This is a genomic window from Actinoplanes cyaneus (assembly GCF_016862095.1).
Taxonomy (GTDB): Bacteria; Actinomycetota; Actinomycetes; order Mycobacteriales; family Micromonosporaceae; genus Actinoplanes; species Actinoplanes cyaneus.
The window spans coordinates 34,714-51,675 of sequence record NZ_BOMH01000039.1 but is presented as its reverse complement, the minus strand read 5'-3'; the positions used below and the strand labels follow the sequence as shown (position 1 = coordinate 51,675).

Genomic DNA, 16,962 nt, shown 5'->3' with positions numbered 1-16,962 from the left:
GGCAGGGCGCCTGGTTGTCAGGTGGCCGGGGCGCGGTGGCGGTCGGTGAGGGAGGCGACGCCGGGCGGCGGCAGGCCGGCCGTGGAGGCGAGCATGGCGCACCAGCCGCGCAGGTGGGCGGCGAAGTCGCCGGAGGTCGGGGTCCAGGAGGCGCGGACCTCGAGGTCGGCGGTGGGGGCGGGGCCGGCGAGCTCGCCGAAGCGGGTGGAGGCGGTCTCGGTGACCGTGCCGCCGATCGCCGTGTAGGTGGCGGAGAACTGCTCCAGCGCGTCGGTCAGCCAGGTCCAGGCGACCGCGGGCAGCAGCGGGTCGGTGGCCAGGTCGGGTTCGAGCTCGGCGGTGACCAGGGTGACCAGCCGCAGGTCGCCGCGCCACTGGTCGTGGCCGGCCGGGTCGTGCAGGAGGATGAGGCGGCCGCTGGCGACCTCGTCGCCGGAGCGCAGGACGGTGGCGCTGAGCGCGAACGAGTACGGCGCGAGCCGCTGCGGCGCGGCGATCTCCTCGAGCAGGATCTCGGGCCGTGGCGAGTCCGCGCGCAACGCGGCCACCGCGCGGGTGAACGCCTCGGGAACAGCGGAGGGGGACGCCATGGGGGAAGAGTATGCCGATCTACGCCCCGGCAGCCTTCGCCGCGCCGCCGGGGCTTCGTCGGTCACGTGGCACGATGACCCGGTGACGGTTCTCGAGGATTCCGCTTTCGTCCGTGCGTGCCGGGGACTGCCCGGCCCGCACACGCCGGTCTGGTTCATGCGGCAGGCCGGGCGCTCGCTCCCGGAGTACCGGAAGATCCGCGAGGGGATCGGCATGCTGGACTCGTGCCGCCGGCCGGACCTGGTCACCGAGATCACCCTGCAGCCGGTCCGCCGGCACGACGTGGACGCGGCCATCCTGTACAGCGACATCGTGGTGCCGATCGCGGCGGCCGGCATCGATCTCGACATCGTCCCCGGCACCGGCCCGGTCGTCGCCGAGCCGATCCGTGCCGAGAAGGACCTCGAGCGGCTGCGCCCGCTCGCCGAGGGTGACGTGGACTACGTCGCCGAGGCGGTGCGGCTGCTCGTCGCCGAGCTCGGGAGCACGCCGCTGATCGGCTTCGCGGGGGCCCCGTTCACGCTGGCCAGCTACCTGATCGAGGGCGGCCCGTCGCGGACCTACCTCAAGACCAAGGCGATGATGTACGGCGATCCGGCGCTCTGGAACGCGCTGATGTCCCGCCTCGCGGAGATCACCCTGGCGTTCCTGCGGACGCAGATCGCGGCCGGGGTCAGCGCGGTCCAGCTGTTCGACTCGTGGGCCGGCGCGCTGTCCGAGGCGGACTACCGCGAGTTCGTGATGCCGCACTCGGCGAGCGTGCTGCGCGGCCTGGACGACGCCGGGGTGCCGCGGATCCACTTCGGGGTCGGCACGGCCGTGCTGCTGGAGGCCATGGGCGAGGCCGGCGCGGACGTGGTCGGCGTCGACTGGCGCACCCCGCTGGACGTGGCGACCGAGCGCATCGGGCCGGACAGGTCGGTCCAGGGCAACCTGGACCCGGCGATCCTGTTCGCCGGGTGGGACGTCGTCGAGCGCGAGGCCAGGCGGGTGCTGGCGCAGGGCCGGGCGGCGCCCGGGCACGTGTTCAATCTCGGTCACGGCGTGATGCCGGAGACCGATCCGGAGATCCTCACCCGGCTGACCGCTCTGGTGCACGAGGTCTCCGCCCGGTGACAGAGCTCCGGTGACAGAGGCTTCCGGCCCATGTCACAGAGGCTGACCCCACTGGCCGGTGGGCGGCGCGGCCTGGGAGGGTGGTGAGCGTGCGGAAGCGGATCGCGATCATCGGCGGGGGCATCGCCGGCCTTGCCGCCGCCGTGCGCCTGCGGGATGTGACCCCGGCGGACACCGAGATCATCGTGTACGAGCAGAGTGGCGCCCTCGGCGGCAAACTGCGCACCGGCGAGCTGGCCGGCGTCACTGTGGAGCGCGGCGCCGAGTCGTTCCTGAACGGCGCGCCCGACGGCGGCGAGTCCGCGGCGGTGACGTTCGCGCGGCGGGTCGGCCTCGGTGACGCCCTGGTGCACCCGGCCGCCCAGCCGGCCGCGCTGGCGATCGGCGGGAGTCTCGCGCGGATCCCGGCCGGCACGCTCGTCGGGGTGCCCGGCGACCTGTCGACGCTGGACGGGGTGGCGCTGCCCGACGCGGAGTCGGACGCCGACGCCGGCCGGCCGCTGCTCGCCCCGGGCGAGGACGTCGCGGTCGGCGAGCTGGTCCGGTCGCGGTACGGGGCGCAGGTGGTGGACCGGCTGGTCGACCCGATGCTCGGCGGCGTCTACGCGGGCCGCGCCGACCGGCTGTCGCTGCGCGCCACGATGCCGCAGCTGGCCCGCACCGCGGAGACCGAGCACACGCTGCGTGGCGCCGTCCGGGCCGCCCAGGCGCTGAGCAGACGGGTCCCCGGCAGCCCCGTGTTCGCGGCCGTCGACGGCGGGATGACCAGGCTGGTCGGGGCGGCGGCGACCACGGCCCGCGCCCGGATCAGCCTCGGCCTGCCGGTGCGGGAGATCGTGCGTGCCGGGACGCGATGGCATCTCGTGCTCGGCCCCGCGCCCGAGCCGCAGACCGACGACGTCGACGCCGTGATCCTGGCCGTCCCGGCGACCCCGGCGTCCCGGCTGCTGACCGGGGTCGCGCCGGAGGCCGCCAAGGCGATCGGTGAGCTGGAGTACGCGAGCGTCGCCCTGGCCGGCATGGCCCTGCCGCCCGGCACCGCGCTGCCCGAGCTGTCCGGTTTCCTGGTCCCGCCGGGCGAGGGCACCCTGGTCAAGGCGGCCACCTTCTTCACCCGCAAATGGCCGCACCTGGCCGGGCCGGACAGCCCGGTGATCGTGCGGGCCTCGCTCGGCCGGGCCGGCGAGGAGGAGCGGTTGCACCTCAGCGACCACGCGTTGCTCGAGATCGCGCACCGGGAGCTGGGCGAGCTGGCCGGCACGGCGCTCCCGGAGCCGGTCGCCTCGTGGATCCAGCGCTGGGGTGGTGGACTTCCGCAGTACGCGCCGGGCCATCCGGACCGGGTGCGAGCCGTGCGGGACGGGCTGCCCCCGGGCCTGGCGGTGGCCGGTGCCGCGCTGGACGGCGTGGGCATCCCGGTGTGTGTGGCCAGTGGTGAGCGGGCGGCGGACGATGTGAGCAGTTACTTGGAGGCACTATGAGTGAGCAGCAGACGAACGCGGCTCGGATCAACGAGCTGAACGCCACGATCCGGTACACGATGTGGTCGGTCTTCCGGGCGTCCACCCCGCTCCCGGCACTGCGCGACGAGCTGGCCGGTGAGGTCGGCACGCTCTTCGAGCAGCTCGAGGCGAAGGACGTGACGATCCGCGGCACGTACGACCTGTCCGGTCTGCGCGCCGACGCGGACGTGATGATCTGGTGGCACTCCAGCGACTCGGACGCGCTGCAGGAGGCGTACGCGCTGTTCCGCCGTACCGCGCTGGGCCGCCACCTGACCCCGGTCTGGTCGCAGATGGCGCTGCACCGGCCGGCCGAGTTCAACAAGAGCCACCTGCCGGCGTTCCTGGCCGGGGAGGAGGCGCGGCCGTACATCTGCGTCTACCCGTTCGTCCGCTCCTACGAGTGGTACCTGCTGCCCGACGAGGAGCGCCGGGACATGCTCGCCGAGCACGGCCGGCAGGCCCGCGGCTACCCGGACGTACGCGCCAACACGGTCGCGTCGTTCGCGCTCGGTGACTACGAGTGGATGCTCGCGTTCGAGGCCGACGAACTGCACCGGATCGTCGACCTGATGCGCGACCTGCGGGCGTCCCGGGCACGGCGGCACGTGCGCGAAGAGGTGCCGTTCTACACCGGCCGGCGTCGCTCGATCGCCGAGATCGCCGCCTCCCTGCCCTGATCCGGTCGCCGGCCGGGGGTCGCGGTCCCGGCTGGTGTTCACGGTTGTTGTGAGGCATGGACAACCACCGTGAGTGCCAGCCGCTGTGCCTGAGCCGCGCTGCTGGCTGGAGCCCGCTGGGCGTCGCGGTACCCGCGGTACCCGAGCCGCGCTGGTGGCTGGGCTCCGGCCGGGGGTCGCGGTCCCGGCTGGTGCTCATGGGCGTTATGAGGAACGAATAACGCCCATGAGCACCAGCCGAAGAGAGCGCGGCGCGCTGCGGCCCGGTGGCGGACGCGGGTCGCGGTGCCGGCTGGGCGGGCGGTTGCCCCGGCGGGCGGGGCGGGTTGGCCGCGCGGCGGGCGGGTTGCCGGGGCGGCGGGCGGGTTGCCGGGGCGGGCGGGGTGGGTTGGCCGTGCGGTGGGGCGGGTTGCCGGGGCGGGCGGCTCACGCCGTACGGGCAAGGGCCCCGGCTTGTGGGGTTTCAGATCTTGCGGGTCATGGGGGTGTGCGGGATGCCGTCCTCGACGAACTCCGGGCCGGACACCTCGAAGCCGAACTTCCCGTAGAAGCCGACCAGGTACGACTGCGCGTCGAGCACCGCCGGCCGGTGGCCGATGATCTCCAGTGCGTGCCCCAGGAGTCGCCCGGCCAGTCCGGAGCCGCGGGCGGACTTGGCCGTGACGACCCGCCCGATCCGTTCCGTCCCATGGTCATCGAGAATCCGCAGATAGGCCCGGATCTCCCGGTCGCGGGAGAACCATAGGTGTCGGGTACCGGGCTCGGTGTCGCGGCCGTCCAGGTCGGGGTAGACGCATTCCTGCTCCACCACGAACACGTCGCTGCGCAGGCGCAGGATGTCGTAGAGCGTGGCGGCGGTCAGGTCGCGGAACGAGGCCGCGCGGAACTCGTCGTGCTGCTCAGGGTGCATCCGCACAGCGTAGAGCGGCGCGTCGTCACCCCGTCGCCGGTCCCGCTGTTGTAGTGATGGGGCTACGGCCTGTGGAGGACGCGATGATCAAACGCAGCAAACTGTTCGGTAACAAGACGCGGGTGACCTTCACCCTTCCGGCGGACGAGCCGTCCGGCGTGGTCAGTGTGGTGGGCACCTTCAACGACTGGCAGCCCGGCAGACACGAGCTGCAGGTACGCCGCAACGGGACGCGGACGGTGAGCGTTCCGCTGGATCCGGGGGAGTACCAGTTCCGGTACCTGGCGTCCGGCGGTGTCTGGTTCGACGATCCGGAGGGCAGTGAACTCCGCCTATAAGTGTTTCGGGCGACCCGTCGAGGGGATTTGCTTGAGCTTGCAAGTGCATCCTCGACGAAGGGCACATCGTGGCAGACGTCAAGCTGTCGATCATCTACTACTCGGCGACCGGCACCCTGCACGCCATGGCGCGCCGGCTGCACGAGGCCGCCGAGAAGGCCGGCGCCGAAGTACGGCTGCGTCAGGTCGCCGAACTGGCCCCGCCGGAGGCGATCGCGTCGAACGCGGCGTGGAGCCAGCACTTCGACACCACCAAGGACGAGCCGAGGGCGACCGCCGACGACGTGGTCTGGGCGGACGCGGTGCTGTTCGGCTCGCCGACCCGGTACGGCAACGTGGCCAGCCAGCTCAAGCAGTTCCTCGACACGCTCGGCCCGCAGTGGGCGCAGGGGCTGCTGGCGAACAAGGCGTACGCCGGGTTCACCGCGTCGAACACCGAGCACGGCGGCCAGGAGTCGACGCTGCTGGCGCTCTACAACACGATCTACCACTTCGGCGGGGTGGTCGTCGCGCCCGGTTACACGGATCCGCTGAAGTTCGCGGACGGCAATCCGTATGGCGTCTCTCACGTCACCGGCGGGACGAACGACGCGCCGCTGACGGACGTGCAGTTCGCCGCCCTTGATCACCTGGCGCGCCGGATCGTGCAGATCGGTGGCAGGTTGCGGGCCTGATAAAAAGGGGTCCATGGCCGTCGACACGCAGTACGAAGATCTTCTCCGGCGGGTGCTGGAGACCGGGACCCCGAAGAGCGACCGCACCGGGACCGGCACCCGCAGCCTCTTCGGCGAGCGCCTGCGCTACGACCTCTCCCAGGGGTTCCCTCTGGTCACGACGAAGCGGGTGCACTTCAAGTCGATCGCGGTGGAGCTGCTCTGGTTCCTGCGCGGGGAGACGAACGTGCAGTGGCTGCGGGATCAGGGCGTGACGATCTGGGACGAGTGGGCCGCTCCGGACGGTGAGCTCGGCCCGGTCTACGGCTACCAGTGGCGGTCGTGGCCCACTCCGGACGGCCACATCGACCAGATTTCCGAAATCCTGGACACTCTGCGGAGCAATCCGGATTCACGCCGCATGATCGTGTCAGCCTGGAACGTCGGCGAGCTGGACAAAATGGCGCTGATGCCGTGCCACGCGATGTTCCAGTTCTACGTCGCCGACGGCAAGCTCTCCTGCCAGCTCTACCAGCGCAGCGCCGACCTGTTCCTCGGCGTGCCGTTCAACATCGCGTCGTACGCGTTGCTCACCCGTATGATCGCCGACCAGGTCGGCCTGATCCCGGGCGACTTCATCTGGGTCGGCGGCGACTGCCACATCTACGACAACCACGTCGATCAGGTGAAGGAGCAGCTCAGCCGGGAGGCGTTCCCGTTCCCGGACTTGGAGATCGCGCCGCGGCCGAGCCTCTTCGACCACGAGTTCGCGGACTTCACCGTCGTGGACTACAAGCACCACCCGGCCATCAAAGCGCCCGTCGCCGTATGAGTGTGCACCTGATCTGGGCGCAGGCGCACCACCGGGTGATCGGCGCCGGTGGCGACATCCCGTGGCACGTCCCCGGTGAACAGGCGATCTTCAAGGAACGGACCCGGGGCGCGACAGTGGTGATGGGCCGCGCCACCTGGGATTCCCTGCCGCGCCGGCCGTTGCCCGGGCGCCGGAACGTGGTGCTCACCCGGGACGCTTCGTGGACGGCGGACGGCGCCGAGGTCCTGCTGAGTCCGGATCTGATCGCCGACGACGATTTCTGGGTCATCGGAGGGGCGGCGATCTACGCCATGTTCCTGCCGGTCGCTGACCACATCGTGCGGACGACGATCGATCTGGACGTGGAGGGCGACACCCACGCCCCCGAGCTGGGCCCGGAGTGGAAGGTGACCGCCTCCACCGGATGGATCACCGCGGTGAACGGGATCCGTTACGTGGTCGAGGACCTATCGCGGGTCTAGCTTGATCGACAAGCTGTTCACACAGTGCCGCGTGTTCTTGGCGGTGAAGCCCTCACCCCGGAACACGTGGCCCAGGTGCCCGTCGCAGCGCGCGCACCGGATCTCCACCCGGACCATGCCGTGCGTGCGGTCCTCGATCTCCTTGACCGCGCCCGGGATGGCATCGTCGAACGACGGCCAGCCGCAGTGCGAGTCGAACTTCGTCGAGCTCGGGTAGAGCTCGGCGCCGCAGCCGCGGCAGTGATACATTCCCTCGGTCTTGGTGTCGACATACTCCCCGCTCCAGGGGGCCTCGGTGCCGGCCTCGCGGAGGACCCGGAACTCGGCCGGGTCGAGCCGGACCCGCCACTCGTCCTCGGTGGTGGGCAGGGTGGTCTCTTCGATTGCCATGCCGTCAAAGGTACGTCGCACCTGCGGTGCGGCGGCGTGCGTGACCGGGCCGTTGAGCCGTCTATGGACGCCGCATCTCCTACGTTCCGGCCGACCTTCCAGCAGGCTTTCGGCCACGGGCTGTATCTCGGCGCGCTGAGCGCCGTGGCGAGTGTCACGACGGGGGTGATCGCGACCATGGTGTGGGCCGGGCCGGTGAGCCCGCCCGCCTGGTCGTGGGCGGTGCTGGTGCTGGTGCCGCTGATGCTCGGGATCGCGCTCGGGATCATGGGCGGCCGGCGCACCGGGGTCGAGGTGGGCAACCGCGAGATCCGCACCTCGTCGCTGCTCGGCGAGGGGGAGGTGCCCTGGAACCAGGTGGTGGACCTGCGTGCCGAGCGGCGCGGGCGGCGCAATGTCGTGTCGGTCTACCTGGATTCCGGCGCCAGCGTGCAGCTCACCGCGCCGTACAGCGGGGGACTCTTCGCCGCCGATCCCCAGTTCGAGCTCAAGGTGTTTGCTTTGTCTCATTTGTGGCGTAGTCACCGATTCGGTGGACTTCCGGGGTGATGACGCGCCGAAGGATCTTTTCGGGTAAAACCGTCATTTGCCGATAAGCTCGCGTGAGACGATGCAAATGTACCTAATGGCAACAGAACGGATACTCCTCATGAGCTTAGTTCGTCGGCTGGCCCTGGGTCTCCCCGCGGCCGGTGTCACCGCCTTCGCCGCGCTCGCCGTCTCGTGGCCGTCCCTCGCCGCCGGTGCCGCTCCGGCCGCGTACCCGGCCGTGACCGCAAGCCCGGACCGGGGCGGCGCGGGTTATGGCGCCGAGCAGCCGGCCACCACCGCGCCGACCGCGACCGTCGTCACCACCACGCCGCCCGCGGTCACCACAGCGCCCACCACCACTGCGCCGGCCACCACGGCGCCGACGACCGCCGCGCCGCCGGCCGCCTCCGTGGCCGCGACCGGTGCTGCCGCGGCGAGCCCGGACACCGTGGGTGGCACCCGCGGCCACTCCGGCTACGGCGGTGCGAGCGTGATGCCGACCGGTGGGGCGCAGTCCGTGCCCGGCAACGGTGTCGACAACGAGACCGTCCCGTCCCCGACGGTGAGCAAGTCGGTCTCCGCCCAGGGCGGTGCCGTCAGCTCGGGTTCCCTGCCGCTGACCGGTGAGCCGGTCGGCGCGACCATCACGGTCGGCGCGCTGCTGATCGCCGGTGGCGTGGGTGCGCTCTGGTTCACGCGTCGCCGGACCACCGCGTGACCCTTTCGTTCTCTGCTATGTCCGATTTGTGAGGGTCACCCGGCTTTGTCGGGTGACCCTCACCTTTTCGGCGCGGCGGGCCTTGTCGCCCGTCGTGGCCCGGCCGGCCGCTCATGGGAGAGGCTGTCGCTCGTGGCGGGGCCTGTTGCTTGTCCCTCGTCGTGGCGGGGCCGGTCGTTCATAGGGGGAGTCGGTTGCCCGTCGTGGCGGGCCTGTCGCTTGTCGGGGCAGAGCGGTCCGCTCGTCGTGGCATAGGGTCGGGGCATGCCGAAAGCCGCCGCGGAAGAGCACGAGATCGCCGGCCACACCGTGCGCCTGAGCAGCCCCGACAAGGTCGTCTTCGCCGAACGTGGCTACACCAAGAGGGACGTCTTCGAGTTCTACCGCTCGGTCGGTGACGGCATCCTGCGCGCGTTGCGTGACCGTCCGACCACGTTGCAGCGCTTCCCTGACGGCCTCGACGGTGAGGCGTTCTTCCAGAAGCGCATCCCGGCCCGCGGCGTCCCCGACTGGATCAAGACTGCGACAATCAGATTCCCCAGTTCCCGTACGGCGGATGAGCTGTGCGTCGCCGACCTGGCGCACGTCGCGTGGGCGGCTCAGATGGGCACCGTGGTCTTCCATCCGTGGCCCGTCCGCGGAGCCGAGCCCGACCACCCGGACGAACTGCGCATCGACCTCGACCCGCAGCCCGGACTCACCTTCAGCGACGTGACCGCTGCCGCGGGCGTCGTGCACGAGGTGCTCGACGAGCTTGGCTGGGTGGGCTACCCGAAGACGTCCGGCGGGCGGGGCGTGCACGTCTACGTCCGGATCGCGCCGCGGTGGGACTTCGTGCAGGTCCGGCGGGCCGCGATCGCCCTGGCCCGGGAGGTGGAACGGCGCAACCCGGCCGGGATCACCACCGCCTGGTGGAAGGAGGAACGCGGGCAGAAGGTGTTCCTCGACTTCAACCAGATGGCCCGCGACCGGACGATCGCCTGCGCCTACTCGTTGCGGGCCAACCAGCGGGCCACCGTGTCGACACCCGTCACGTGGGACGAGCTCAGGCAGGTGGAACCGGACGACTTCGACCTTCGCACCGTTCCCAAGCGGGTTGCGGAGATCGGGGATCCGCACGCGGCGATCGACGACGTGGCGCATGATCTGACGCCGCTGCTGGAGTGGGTGGAGCGAGACGAGCGGGCGGGACTGGGCGACATGCCGTACCCGCCGGACCACCCCAAGATGCCGGGGGAGCCGCCGCGGGTCCAGCCCAGCAAGATGAACCGGGCCAACTGGGAGGCGGGCTCCTAGTCCGCCTCTCCTGGGAGCGGCCGATCCTGGGTCAGAGCGTCCTGGGAGCCGAGCATCCTTGGAGCGGCCGATCCTGGGAGCCCCGGCGAGCCGCTGCCTTTCGCCTCGCGGCGCGGCTCGACGCCGTACGCGCAAAGCAGTTTGTACCTTGGGGTCAGATCGTCAGCTTCATGCCCACGTGCGAGGCCGTGAAGCCGAGCCGCTCATAGAAGCGGTGCGCGGCGACGCGCTTGTTGTCCGAGGTGAGCTGGACCATCCGGCAGCCACGGGCGCGGGCGCGTTCGATCGCCCAGCGCATCATCTCCGCGCCGAGGCCGTTGCCGCGCCGGCCGGAGTGGATCCGCACGGCTTCGATCTGCATCCGCCACGAGCCGCCGCGGCTCAGCCCGGGCAGGTAGGTGAGCTGGCACGTCCCGACCACCACGCCGCCGTCGACCGCGACGATCAGCTCGTTGTTCGGGTCGCCGGTGATAGCCTCGAACGCCTCGACGATCGCCGGCTCCACCTCGGCCGGGACCTCGCCGAAGCCACGCTCCCGGGAGATCGCGTCATCGGCGAGCAGCGCCAGCACGGCAGGGACGTCGTCCAGCTCAGCGATCCGGAATTCCATGACCGCCAGTCTCGCAGCGCCGGCCCGGCGATCCGCTCGCGGGCTGCGCGGCGTTGCCCGCTCAGGCACGATGACGTGATGGATGTGCTGCTCAGTGTGCCTCGGGCGGTGTACCGCGGAGTGATCTGGCTGGCCAACTCGCCCCGGACTCTGCTGCTCGCCTACCTGATCCTGATCGTGGTCTGCGGGACTCTTTACTCCCACTTCGAGACCCGGTCGATCGGCGACTCCCTCTGGTGGGCGGTCGTCACCGCATCCACCGTCGGTTACGGCGACATCTCCCCGTCGAGCTGGCAGGCCCGGATGCTGGCCGCGCTGCTGATCTCGATCATGGTGCTGCTGGTGATCCCGCTGATCACGGCGCATTTCGCCAGCAAGCTGATCGTCGACCACGACGCGTTCCGGCACGAGGAGCAGGAGGAACTGAAGGCCAACCTGCGACAGGTCCGCATGCTCCTCGAGGAGATGGCCGCCCGTCAGGGCGTCACTTCGCAGGGCAGCGTAAGCCCTCCTTCGGCACCGTCAGATCGATGAGGTAGCTGTCGACCGCCTTGACGATGCAGTCGGTCGACGGATAGGCGGTGTGGCCCTCGCCCTCCCAGGTCAGCACGTGCCCGGTGCCGAGCATGTCGGCCAGGTGCGCGGTGTTCTCATACGGGGTGGCCGGGTCGCCGGTCGTCCCCACCACGACGATCGGCGGCGCGCCGTTCGCCTTGCCGGCCGGATACGGATCCCGCTTGCCCGGCCAGTACGTGCACGGCAGCATCCCCATCGCCAGCGGAGCCCCGAAGATCGGATACTTCTGCCGCCACTCGCCCTGCAGCTTGCGCACCTGCTCGACGGTCGGCGCGTCCTCGGTGTCCGCGCAGTTCACCGCGAGGTTGGCGTCGAACAGGTTGGAGTAGGTGCCGTTGACCTTGCGCTCCGCATACTGATCGGCCAGGTCCATGATTCCCTTGGCGTCGCCGTCGGCCAGGTCGGCGATGGCCTCGGCCAGGCTCGTCCAGCCGGACTCGGTGTAGAGCGACGAGATCAGCCCCACGAAGATCCAGCCGGCGGTGACCTCGCGCCCGTCCCGATACTTCTGGGGGGACTTCTCGGCCGTGGCCAGGGCGTCGGTCACCGCGGCGCGCGGGTCGCCCGAGATCGGGCACTTCGCGGCATTCGCCTTGCACCAGGTGGTGAAGTTGCCGAACGCCCGCTCGAAGCCCTTGGCCTGGGTCTCGGAGCCCTGGATGTAGTCCTCGGTCGCGTCGACCGCGCCGTCGAGGACCAGGGCACGGATGTTCTGCGGGAAGAGCTGCGCATAGGTCGCGCCCAGCAACGTCCCGTAGGAGAAGCCCAGGTAGGTCAGCTTGCTGTCGCCCACCGCGGCCCGCAGCGCGTCCACGTCGCGGGCGGCCTGCTCGGTGGAGAAGTTCGCCAGCTGGTCGCCGTATTTCTGGCCGCAGCCGTCGGCGATCTTCTTGTTCAGCGCCGCCACCCGGTCGAACTCCGCCTGACTGACCGGGTCGGGGTCGGCCGCGAAACTCGCGTCCTGATCGCTGTCGCTGATGCACTTGACCTGGCTCGAGCGGCTCACCCCGCGTGGGTCGAAACCGATCAGGTCGAACCGGTCGGTGACCTCGGTCGGCAGGCCGCCCAGCTGCGGGCCGAACGAGAGGTAGACGGACAGATCGATCCCCGAGCCGCCGGGGCCGCCGGGGTTCAGCAGCAGCGAGCCGATCCGCTGCTTCTGCGACTTCGAGCGGACCCTCATCATGGCGATGTCATACGTCCCGCCGCTGTCCGGTTTCGACCAGTCCTGTGGGACCTTCACGGTGGCGCAGTCGTAGCTCATGCCCGGCGCGGCCCGGCCGACCAGTTTCGCCGGCACGTCCTGGCAGGGCGACCACTGGGCGGCCGCGCCCGGTGCCGAGGCCGGAGCGCCCCCGCCACCCGGGCCGGCCGGCTCGTCCGAGCCCTCCGGCGCGAACGCGGGCAGCGTGCAGCCGCCGGCGGTCATGACCAGCACGGCAAGCGAAGCGATCACCGAACGCGATCGACGGGGCACGGCACGTCCTTTCGACGAGCGTTTTCTCAAGCGCGCCCAAGGCTAGCCGGTGGCTCCGACAATCCCGGTCAGCGGCTGGTGAGGACCTCCGCCAGATCGAAGCGCACCGGACGCTCCAACTGCTCGTAGGTGCAGGTCCGCGGCTCGCGGTCAGGCCGCCAGCGCTCGAACTGGGCGGTGTGCCGGAATCGGAGACCCTCCATGTAGTCGTAACGGACCTCGACCACCCGCTCCGGGCGCAGCGGGATGAAGGACAGGTCCTTGCCGTTGTTCCAGCGGCTCACCTCGTTCTTGCGCGGGGTGCGCTCGCCCTGCTGGTGCGCCGCCCAGTTCCACGGGTGGCCCTCGAAGTCGGTGACCAGCGGCTGCATCTCCTCGAACAGCTCCTCGCGGACCTTCATCGGGAAGGAGCCGATCACCCCGACCGAGACCAGCACGTCCCGCTCGTCGTAGAGGCCGAGCAGCAGCGAACCGATCCGGTTGTCACCTGATTTGTGCAGCCGATAGCCGGCGACCACGCAGTCCGCCGTGCGCTTGTGCTTGATCTTGAACATCACCCGCTTGTCGGGCTGATAGGTGAGGTCACGGCCCTTGGCGATCAGGCCGTCCAGGCCCGCGCCCTCGAACTCGTCGAACCACCGCTGGGCGGTCGTCAGGTCGCCGGTGGCCGGAGTGACGTAGACCGGCGGCCGGGCCTGCGCGAGGGCCTGCTCGAGACGTTCCCTGCGCTGCTCGAACGGCAGCTCGGTGAGATCCTCGTCACCGAGCGCGAGCAGGTCGAAGGCGACGAACCCGGCCGGGGTCTGCTCGGAGAGCAGCTTCACCCGGCTCGCGGCGGGGTGGATGCGCTGCTGGAGGGCCTCGAAGTCGAGCGTGTTGCGCTCGGTGTCGGCGACGATCACCTCGCCGTCGATCACCGCGCGCTCCGGGAAGTTCGCCAGCACCGCCTGCACGACCTCGGGGAAGTAGCGGGTCATCGGCTTCTCGTTCCGGCTGCCGATCTCCACCTCGTCACCGTCCCGGAAGATGATCGACCGGAATCCGTCCCATTTGGGCTCGTAGATCTGCCCCGGTGGGATCTCCGCGACGGGTTTGGCGAGCATCGGCTTGACCGGATGGTGGATCGGCAGCTGCATCCGCTCAGTGTGCCGGGAAAATACTTCCGGGGGAGCCCTTTACTCTGCCCCTGGGGCAGACCCCACGATCGATCGCATGAGCTCGCCGCTGCCTCCCGCATCCCCGCCGACGGCATCACCCCCGACTGCATCGCCTCAGACCGCATCGCCTCAGACCGCATCGTCATCGGCAGTCTCTGTGCCGGGTGCCGCCTCCTTGTCCATTGCCGAGTTCGGTCGCTTGGCCGGGCTGTCGGCGAAGGCCCTCCGGCTGTACGACGCGTCCGGCCTGCTGCCGCCGGCCGAGGTCGGCGAGGGCAGTGGCTATCGGCGATACACCCCGGCGCAGCTCGAGCCGGCCCGCCGGATCAGCCTGCTGCGCCGGCTCGGTGTTCCGCTGGGGCTGATCGGCGAGATGCTGGCGCGGCCCGACAGCGAGGCGGTGACCCGTCTCGACCGCTGGTGGGCCGCCGAGGATGCGGCAATGGAGGCTCGCCGATCCACCTACTACTGGTTGCGCACCGGTCTCGCCCATGCCGACGACCCCCAGAAGGCCTATGCGGTACGGACGGAGCGCCGCCCCGAACGCAGGATCGCCACGATCCGGGTGGAGGTCGACCAGCAGGCGCTCGTGCCCGCGATCGGCACCGCCCAGTGGACGATCCGGGCGCACCTCGACGAGCAGGGCGCGGTGCACGGGCCGGAGCACTGGGTGATCTACCACGGCCCGGTCACCCCGGATGCCGAGGCGACCATCGAGGTCTGCGTGCCCTTCGCCGGGACGGTCGAGCCGGCGCGGGACATCACGCTCCGGCTGGAGCCGGCACGGCTTCTGGCGTTCGCGACGGTGCTGCGCGACGACTGTTTCCACCCACGGATCACCGCGGCGTACGACGCGGTGAACCAGCACGTCAGCGCCGGCGGTCTGGTCGCCACCGGCCCGCTGCGCGAGATCTATCTGAACCATTGGGACCGGCTGACCGGCGAGGACCCGTTCGCCCTGGTCGCACAACCGATCGAGGAGTGACGACGATGGACTGGACACGCCAGACCCGATTCTCCGACCCGGGCCGCCACCACGACCGGCTCGGCGAGCTGCCCTGCGACGTGCCCGCGATCAACGCGGCCGTGCGGAACCTGACCGTGCACTATCGAGCCTCCGGCATCGACTTCCCACCGGACCGGCTCGCTGAGATCGACACCCGCTGGGTGAGCCGCATGCTCGACCTCGACCAGGAGCGCTTCGCCGGCGTCCCGCTCGACGCGCCGCGTCCCGAGGCGGAACGGCTGGTCGGCTGCTGCCGGGACGTCGCACTGCTCGCCGTCTCCGCGCTGCGGGCCCACAGCGTCCCGGCCCGCACCCGGGTCGGCTTCGCCGGTTACCTGATGCCGGATTACCACGCGGATCACGTGATCGCCGAATATCACGACGGCTCCCGCTGGATCGGCACCGATCCCGACGTCGGGGTGGAGGTGGTGGAGCTGACCCCGGCGGGGCTGCAGACCGCGGCGCAGACGTGGCGGGCGATGCGGCGCGGCGAGATCGACCCGTCGGCGTATGGGGCAGGGCCGGGCCAGGAGATCGGCGGCCCGTGGATGATCCAGCACTACCTGATGCTGGAGCTGGCCCACCGGATGGGCGACGAACTGCTGCTCTGGGACATCTTCGGCCAGGGCATCCCGTTCGCCGACCGGGAGTGGTCCGAGCTCCCGGCCGAGCTTCCGGAGGACCTGACCCACCTGGACGAGATCGCCGACCTGCTGCTCGCCGCCGACGCGGGGGACGAGGCCGCCGAGCGGAAGCTGGAGGTGCGCTACACCGAGGATCCGCGACTGCATCCGGGCCCGGCGGTTCGCTGCGTCTCCCCGCGGGGCGCCCATTACGACGTGGCGCTCACCTAGGCCGCGCCGCAGCCGTCGTCGCGGCCGTCTTCGGGCTCGTCTCCCACACGCGCCTTAATGCACCAGGAGGCCGACGAGGCGGTCCAGTTCGGCGGCGGCGTCCTCGGCCAGGCCCATGTGGACCGGGCCGGCCCGGAGGATGGTGCTGCGGGGGGCGACCAGCCAGCGGAAACGCTCGCCCAGCTTCATGCCGGCGGAGGCGCCGCCGCCCGTGCAGGTGGCCTCCCACGAGTCCAGGGCGGCGCGCACCGCGGGCACGTCGGCGGCCGGGTCCAGACAGAGCAGGCGGGGCTCGTCCAGATGAGTCCGAGCAGCCAGGAAGTCCTGGCGCTGGCAGTAGAGGAGCACTCCGACGTTGATCAGCTCACCGCGTTCGATCCGGGGCACGGCCTGGATCACGGCGTACTCGTACGGGATTCTCATGGCAGCCACGCCTCCGGCTGCGCGGCGCGGCGCGCGAGATGATCGAGGTAAGCGTCACGGTCACCGTCGTCCAGCCAGTCCTCGGGGACCAACGCGACCACCTCGGCGAGCAGCTCGGGCGTGATCCGGGCGGCGAGCGCCGGGCCCTCCGCGGGCAGCTGTGTGGCGTACGGCTTGAGCACGTGGTCGTCCCACTTGTACGGCCGGTGCACCACGCTTTCCGCCCGCGCCCAGTTGTGGTGGAAGTAGAGCGTGGCCCCGTGATCGATGAGCCACAGGCCGCCGTGCCAGATCAGCAGGTTCGGGTTGCGCCAGCTGCGGTCCACATTCTCGACGAACGCGTCGAAGGCGAGCACCCGGCTGGCCAGCCCGGGCTCGACCGGGTGCGCGTTCGGGTCGTAACCGAGCGCACCGGGCAGGAAGTCCATGCCGAGGTTGCCGCCGGCACTGGCCTTGATCAGCTCTTGGACTTCCTCGTCGGGCTCGGCGCGGGCCACCACTGGGTCGAGCTCCACCCGGGCGAGCTCCGGCACCGGCAGGCCCAGCCGCCGCGCCAACTCGCCGGAGATGACCTCGGCGACCAGCGCTTTCGGGCCCTGGCCGGCGCCGCGGAACTTCACCACGTACGTCCCGAGGTCGTCTGCCTCGACGACGCCGGGCAGCGAGCCACCCTCGCGGAGAGGAGTGACATAACGAATGGCGGTGACCTCGCGCAGCACCTGATCACCCTATCCAGCCGCGGTTCCCGGCCCCGACCCGCGTCAACGGCGCCATGGAGAGCCGGTGCGCAGAGCTGCCCACGCCGGGGCGCGGCGAGCGGCACGGGGAACGGACCGGT

Annotated in this window: 21 protein-coding genes; 13 read left to right on the top strand and 8 right to left on the bottom strand. The window is 70.8% G+C overall.

What is annotated here, in order from left to right:
* Positions 1-17: 17 nt before the first annotated feature.
* Entirely contained in the window at positions 18-590 is a 573-nt protein-coding gene (locus tag Acy02nite_RS26020) for a DUF3000 domain-containing protein (protein WP_203745029.1), read from the bottom strand.
* Between the two features lie 82 nt (positions 591-672).
* Here Acy02nite_RS26020 and hemE point away from each other — a divergent pair, with 82 nt between their 5' ends.
* The 3 genes from hemE (at position 673) to hemQ (ending at position 3,889) form a co-directional block, all read left to right on the top strand.
* Positions 673-1,707 (top strand): uroporphyrinogen decarboxylase, encoded by a 1,035-nt coding sequence (gene hemE / locus Acy02nite_RS26015; RefSeq protein ID WP_239175214.1) that lies wholly within the window; start codon positions 673-675, stop codon positions 1,705-1,707.
* An 83-nt stretch (positions 1,708-1,790) separates the two neighbouring features.
* Positions 1,791-3,188, top strand: coding sequence for a protoporphyrinogen oxidase (hemG, locus tag Acy02nite_RS26010; protein ID WP_203745025.1), 1,398 nt, complete (start codon positions 1,791-1,793; stop codon positions 3,186-3,188).
* The gene (gene hemQ, locus Acy02nite_RS26005) at positions 3,185-3,889 is read left to right on the top strand and encodes a hydrogen peroxide-dependent heme synthase (RefSeq protein WP_203745023.1); all 705 of its coding nucleotides are present in this window, start codon (positions 3,185-3,187) and stop codon (positions 3,887-3,889) included. The genes hemG and hemQ overlap by 4 nt, the downstream gene beginning before the upstream one ends.
* Before the next feature lie 463 nt (positions 3,890-4,352).
* Here the strand turns inward: hemQ and Acy02nite_RS26000 are convergent, their stop codons facing one another.
* Positions 4,353-4,799: a GNAT family N-acetyltransferase gene (locus Acy02nite_RS26000; protein WP_203745021.1), complete on the bottom strand. Its 447-nt coding sequence runs from the start codon at positions 4,797-4,799 to the stop codon at positions 4,353-4,355.
* 83 nt (positions 4,800-4,882) lie between these two features.
* Between Acy02nite_RS26000 and Acy02nite_RS25995 the strand changes: the two genes are divergently transcribed.
* The 4 genes from Acy02nite_RS25995 to Acy02nite_RS25980 all read left to right on the top strand — a co-directional run bounded on the left by Acy02nite_RS25995 (position 4,883) and on the right by Acy02nite_RS25980 (position 7,086).
* Positions 4,883-5,137, top strand: coding sequence for an isoamylase early set domain-containing protein (locus Acy02nite_RS25995; protein WP_203745019.1), 255 nt, complete (start codon positions 4,883-4,885; stop codon positions 5,135-5,137).
* 65 nt (positions 5,138-5,202) lie between these two features.
* The gene (gene wrbA / locus Acy02nite_RS25990; RefSeq protein WP_203745266.1) at positions 5,203-5,811 is read left to right on the top strand and encodes an NAD(P)H:quinone oxidoreductase; all 609 of its coding nucleotides are present in this window, start codon (positions 5,203-5,205) and stop codon (positions 5,809-5,811) included.
* Between the two features lie 13 nt (positions 5,812-5,824).
* The gene (locus tag Acy02nite_RS25985; protein WP_203745017.1) at positions 5,825-6,622 is read left to right on the top strand and encodes a thymidylate synthase; all 798 of its coding nucleotides are present in this window, start codon (positions 5,825-5,827) and stop codon (positions 6,620-6,622) included.
* Positions 6,619-7,086: a dihydrofolate reductase gene (locus Acy02nite_RS25980; RefSeq protein ID WP_203745015.1), complete on the top strand. Its 468-nt coding sequence runs from the start codon at positions 6,619-6,621 to the stop codon at positions 7,084-7,086. The genes Acy02nite_RS25985 and Acy02nite_RS25980 overlap by 4 nt, the downstream gene beginning before the upstream one ends.
* On the opposite strand, the gene msrB is transcribed toward Acy02nite_RS25980, so the two are convergent.
* Complete coding sequence (gene msrB / locus Acy02nite_RS25975) at positions 7,072-7,476, bottom strand: peptide-methionine (R)-S-oxide reductase MsrB (RefSeq protein ID WP_203745013.1); 405 nt, start codon at positions 7,474-7,476, stop codon at positions 7,072-7,074. The two genes, Acy02nite_RS25980 and msrB, sit on opposite strands and share 15 nt — an antisense overlap.
* A gap of 63 nt (positions 7,477-7,539) precedes the next feature.
* Here msrB and Acy02nite_RS25970 point away from each other — a divergent pair, with 63 nt between their 5' ends.
* The 3 genes from Acy02nite_RS25970 to ligD all read left to right on the top strand — a co-directional run bounded on the left by Acy02nite_RS25970 (position 7,540) and on the right by ligD (position 10,021).
* Entirely contained in the window at positions 7,540-8,025 is a 486-nt protein-coding gene (locus Acy02nite_RS25970) for a hypothetical protein (protein WP_203745011.1), read from the top strand.
* A gap of 100 nt (positions 8,026-8,125) precedes the next feature.
* Positions 8,126-8,725, top strand: coding sequence for an LPXTG cell wall anchor domain-containing protein (locus tag Acy02nite_RS25965; RefSeq protein ID WP_203745009.1), 600 nt, complete (start codon positions 8,126-8,128; stop codon positions 8,723-8,725).
* A 264-nt stretch (positions 8,726-8,989) separates the two neighbouring features.
* The gene (gene ligD / locus Acy02nite_RS25960; protein ID WP_203745007.1) at positions 8,990-10,021 is read left to right on the top strand and encodes a non-homologous end-joining DNA ligase; all 1,032 of its coding nucleotides are present in this window, start codon (positions 8,990-8,992) and stop codon (positions 10,019-10,021) included.
* Positions 10,022-10,175: 154 nt separating this feature from the next.
* Here ligD and Acy02nite_RS25955 read toward each other — a convergent pair whose 3' ends face one another.
* Positions 10,176-10,631 (bottom strand): GNAT family N-acetyltransferase, encoded by a 456-nt coding sequence (locus Acy02nite_RS25955; RefSeq protein ID WP_203745005.1) that lies wholly within the window; start codon positions 10,629-10,631, stop codon positions 10,176-10,178.
* 78 nt (positions 10,632-10,709) lie between these two features.
* Here Acy02nite_RS25955 and Acy02nite_RS25950 point away from each other — a divergent pair, with 78 nt between their 5' ends.
* On the top strand, positions 10,710-11,165 hold the full coding sequence (locus Acy02nite_RS25950; RefSeq protein ID WP_203745003.1) for a potassium channel family protein: 456 nt from the start codon (positions 10,710-10,712) through the stop codon (positions 11,163-11,165).
* On the opposite strand, the gene Acy02nite_RS25945 is transcribed toward Acy02nite_RS25950, so the two are convergent.
* Both Acy02nite_RS25945 and Acy02nite_RS25940 read right to left on the bottom strand, forming a co-directional pair.
* Positions 11,116-12,636: an alpha/beta hydrolase gene (locus Acy02nite_RS25945; RefSeq protein WP_203745264.1), complete on the bottom strand. Its 1,521-nt coding sequence runs from the start codon at positions 12,634-12,636 to the stop codon at positions 11,116-11,118. The genes Acy02nite_RS25950 and Acy02nite_RS25945 overlap by 50 nt on opposite strands.
* A 116-nt stretch (positions 12,637-12,752) precedes the next feature.
* Complete coding sequence (locus Acy02nite_RS25940; protein WP_203745001.1) at positions 12,753-13,820, bottom strand: ATP-dependent DNA ligase; 1,068 nt, start codon at positions 13,818-13,820, stop codon at positions 12,753-12,755.
* 196 nt (positions 13,821-14,016) lie between these two features.
* Here Acy02nite_RS25940 and Acy02nite_RS25935 point away from each other — a divergent pair, with 196 nt between their 5' ends.
* Both Acy02nite_RS25935 and Acy02nite_RS25930 read left to right on the top strand, forming a co-directional pair.
* On the top strand, positions 14,017-14,826 hold the full coding sequence (locus tag Acy02nite_RS25935; protein ID WP_239175213.1) for a MerR family transcriptional regulator: 810 nt from the start codon (positions 14,017-14,019) through the stop codon (positions 14,824-14,826).
* 5 nt (positions 14,827-14,831) lie between these two features.
* The gene (locus Acy02nite_RS25930) at positions 14,832-15,701 is read left to right on the top strand and encodes a transglutaminase-like domain-containing protein (RefSeq protein ID WP_203744997.1); all 870 of its coding nucleotides are present in this window, start codon (positions 14,832-14,834) and stop codon (positions 15,699-15,701) included.
* A gap of 54 nt (positions 15,702-15,755) precedes the next feature.
* On the opposite strand, the gene Acy02nite_RS25925 is transcribed toward Acy02nite_RS25930, so the two are convergent.
* A complete protein-coding gene (locus Acy02nite_RS25925) occupies positions 15,756-16,124 on the bottom strand; it encodes a DUF3037 domain-containing protein (protein WP_203744995.1) in 369 nt (122 codons plus the stop codon).
* Positions 16,121-16,843, bottom strand: coding sequence for a HipA family kinase (locus Acy02nite_RS25920; protein ID WP_203744993.1), 723 nt, complete (start codon positions 16,841-16,843; stop codon positions 16,121-16,123). Before Acy02nite_RS25920 ends, Acy02nite_RS25925 begins: the two co-directional genes overlap by 4 nt.
* Positions 16,844-16,962: the final 119 nt, after the last annotated feature.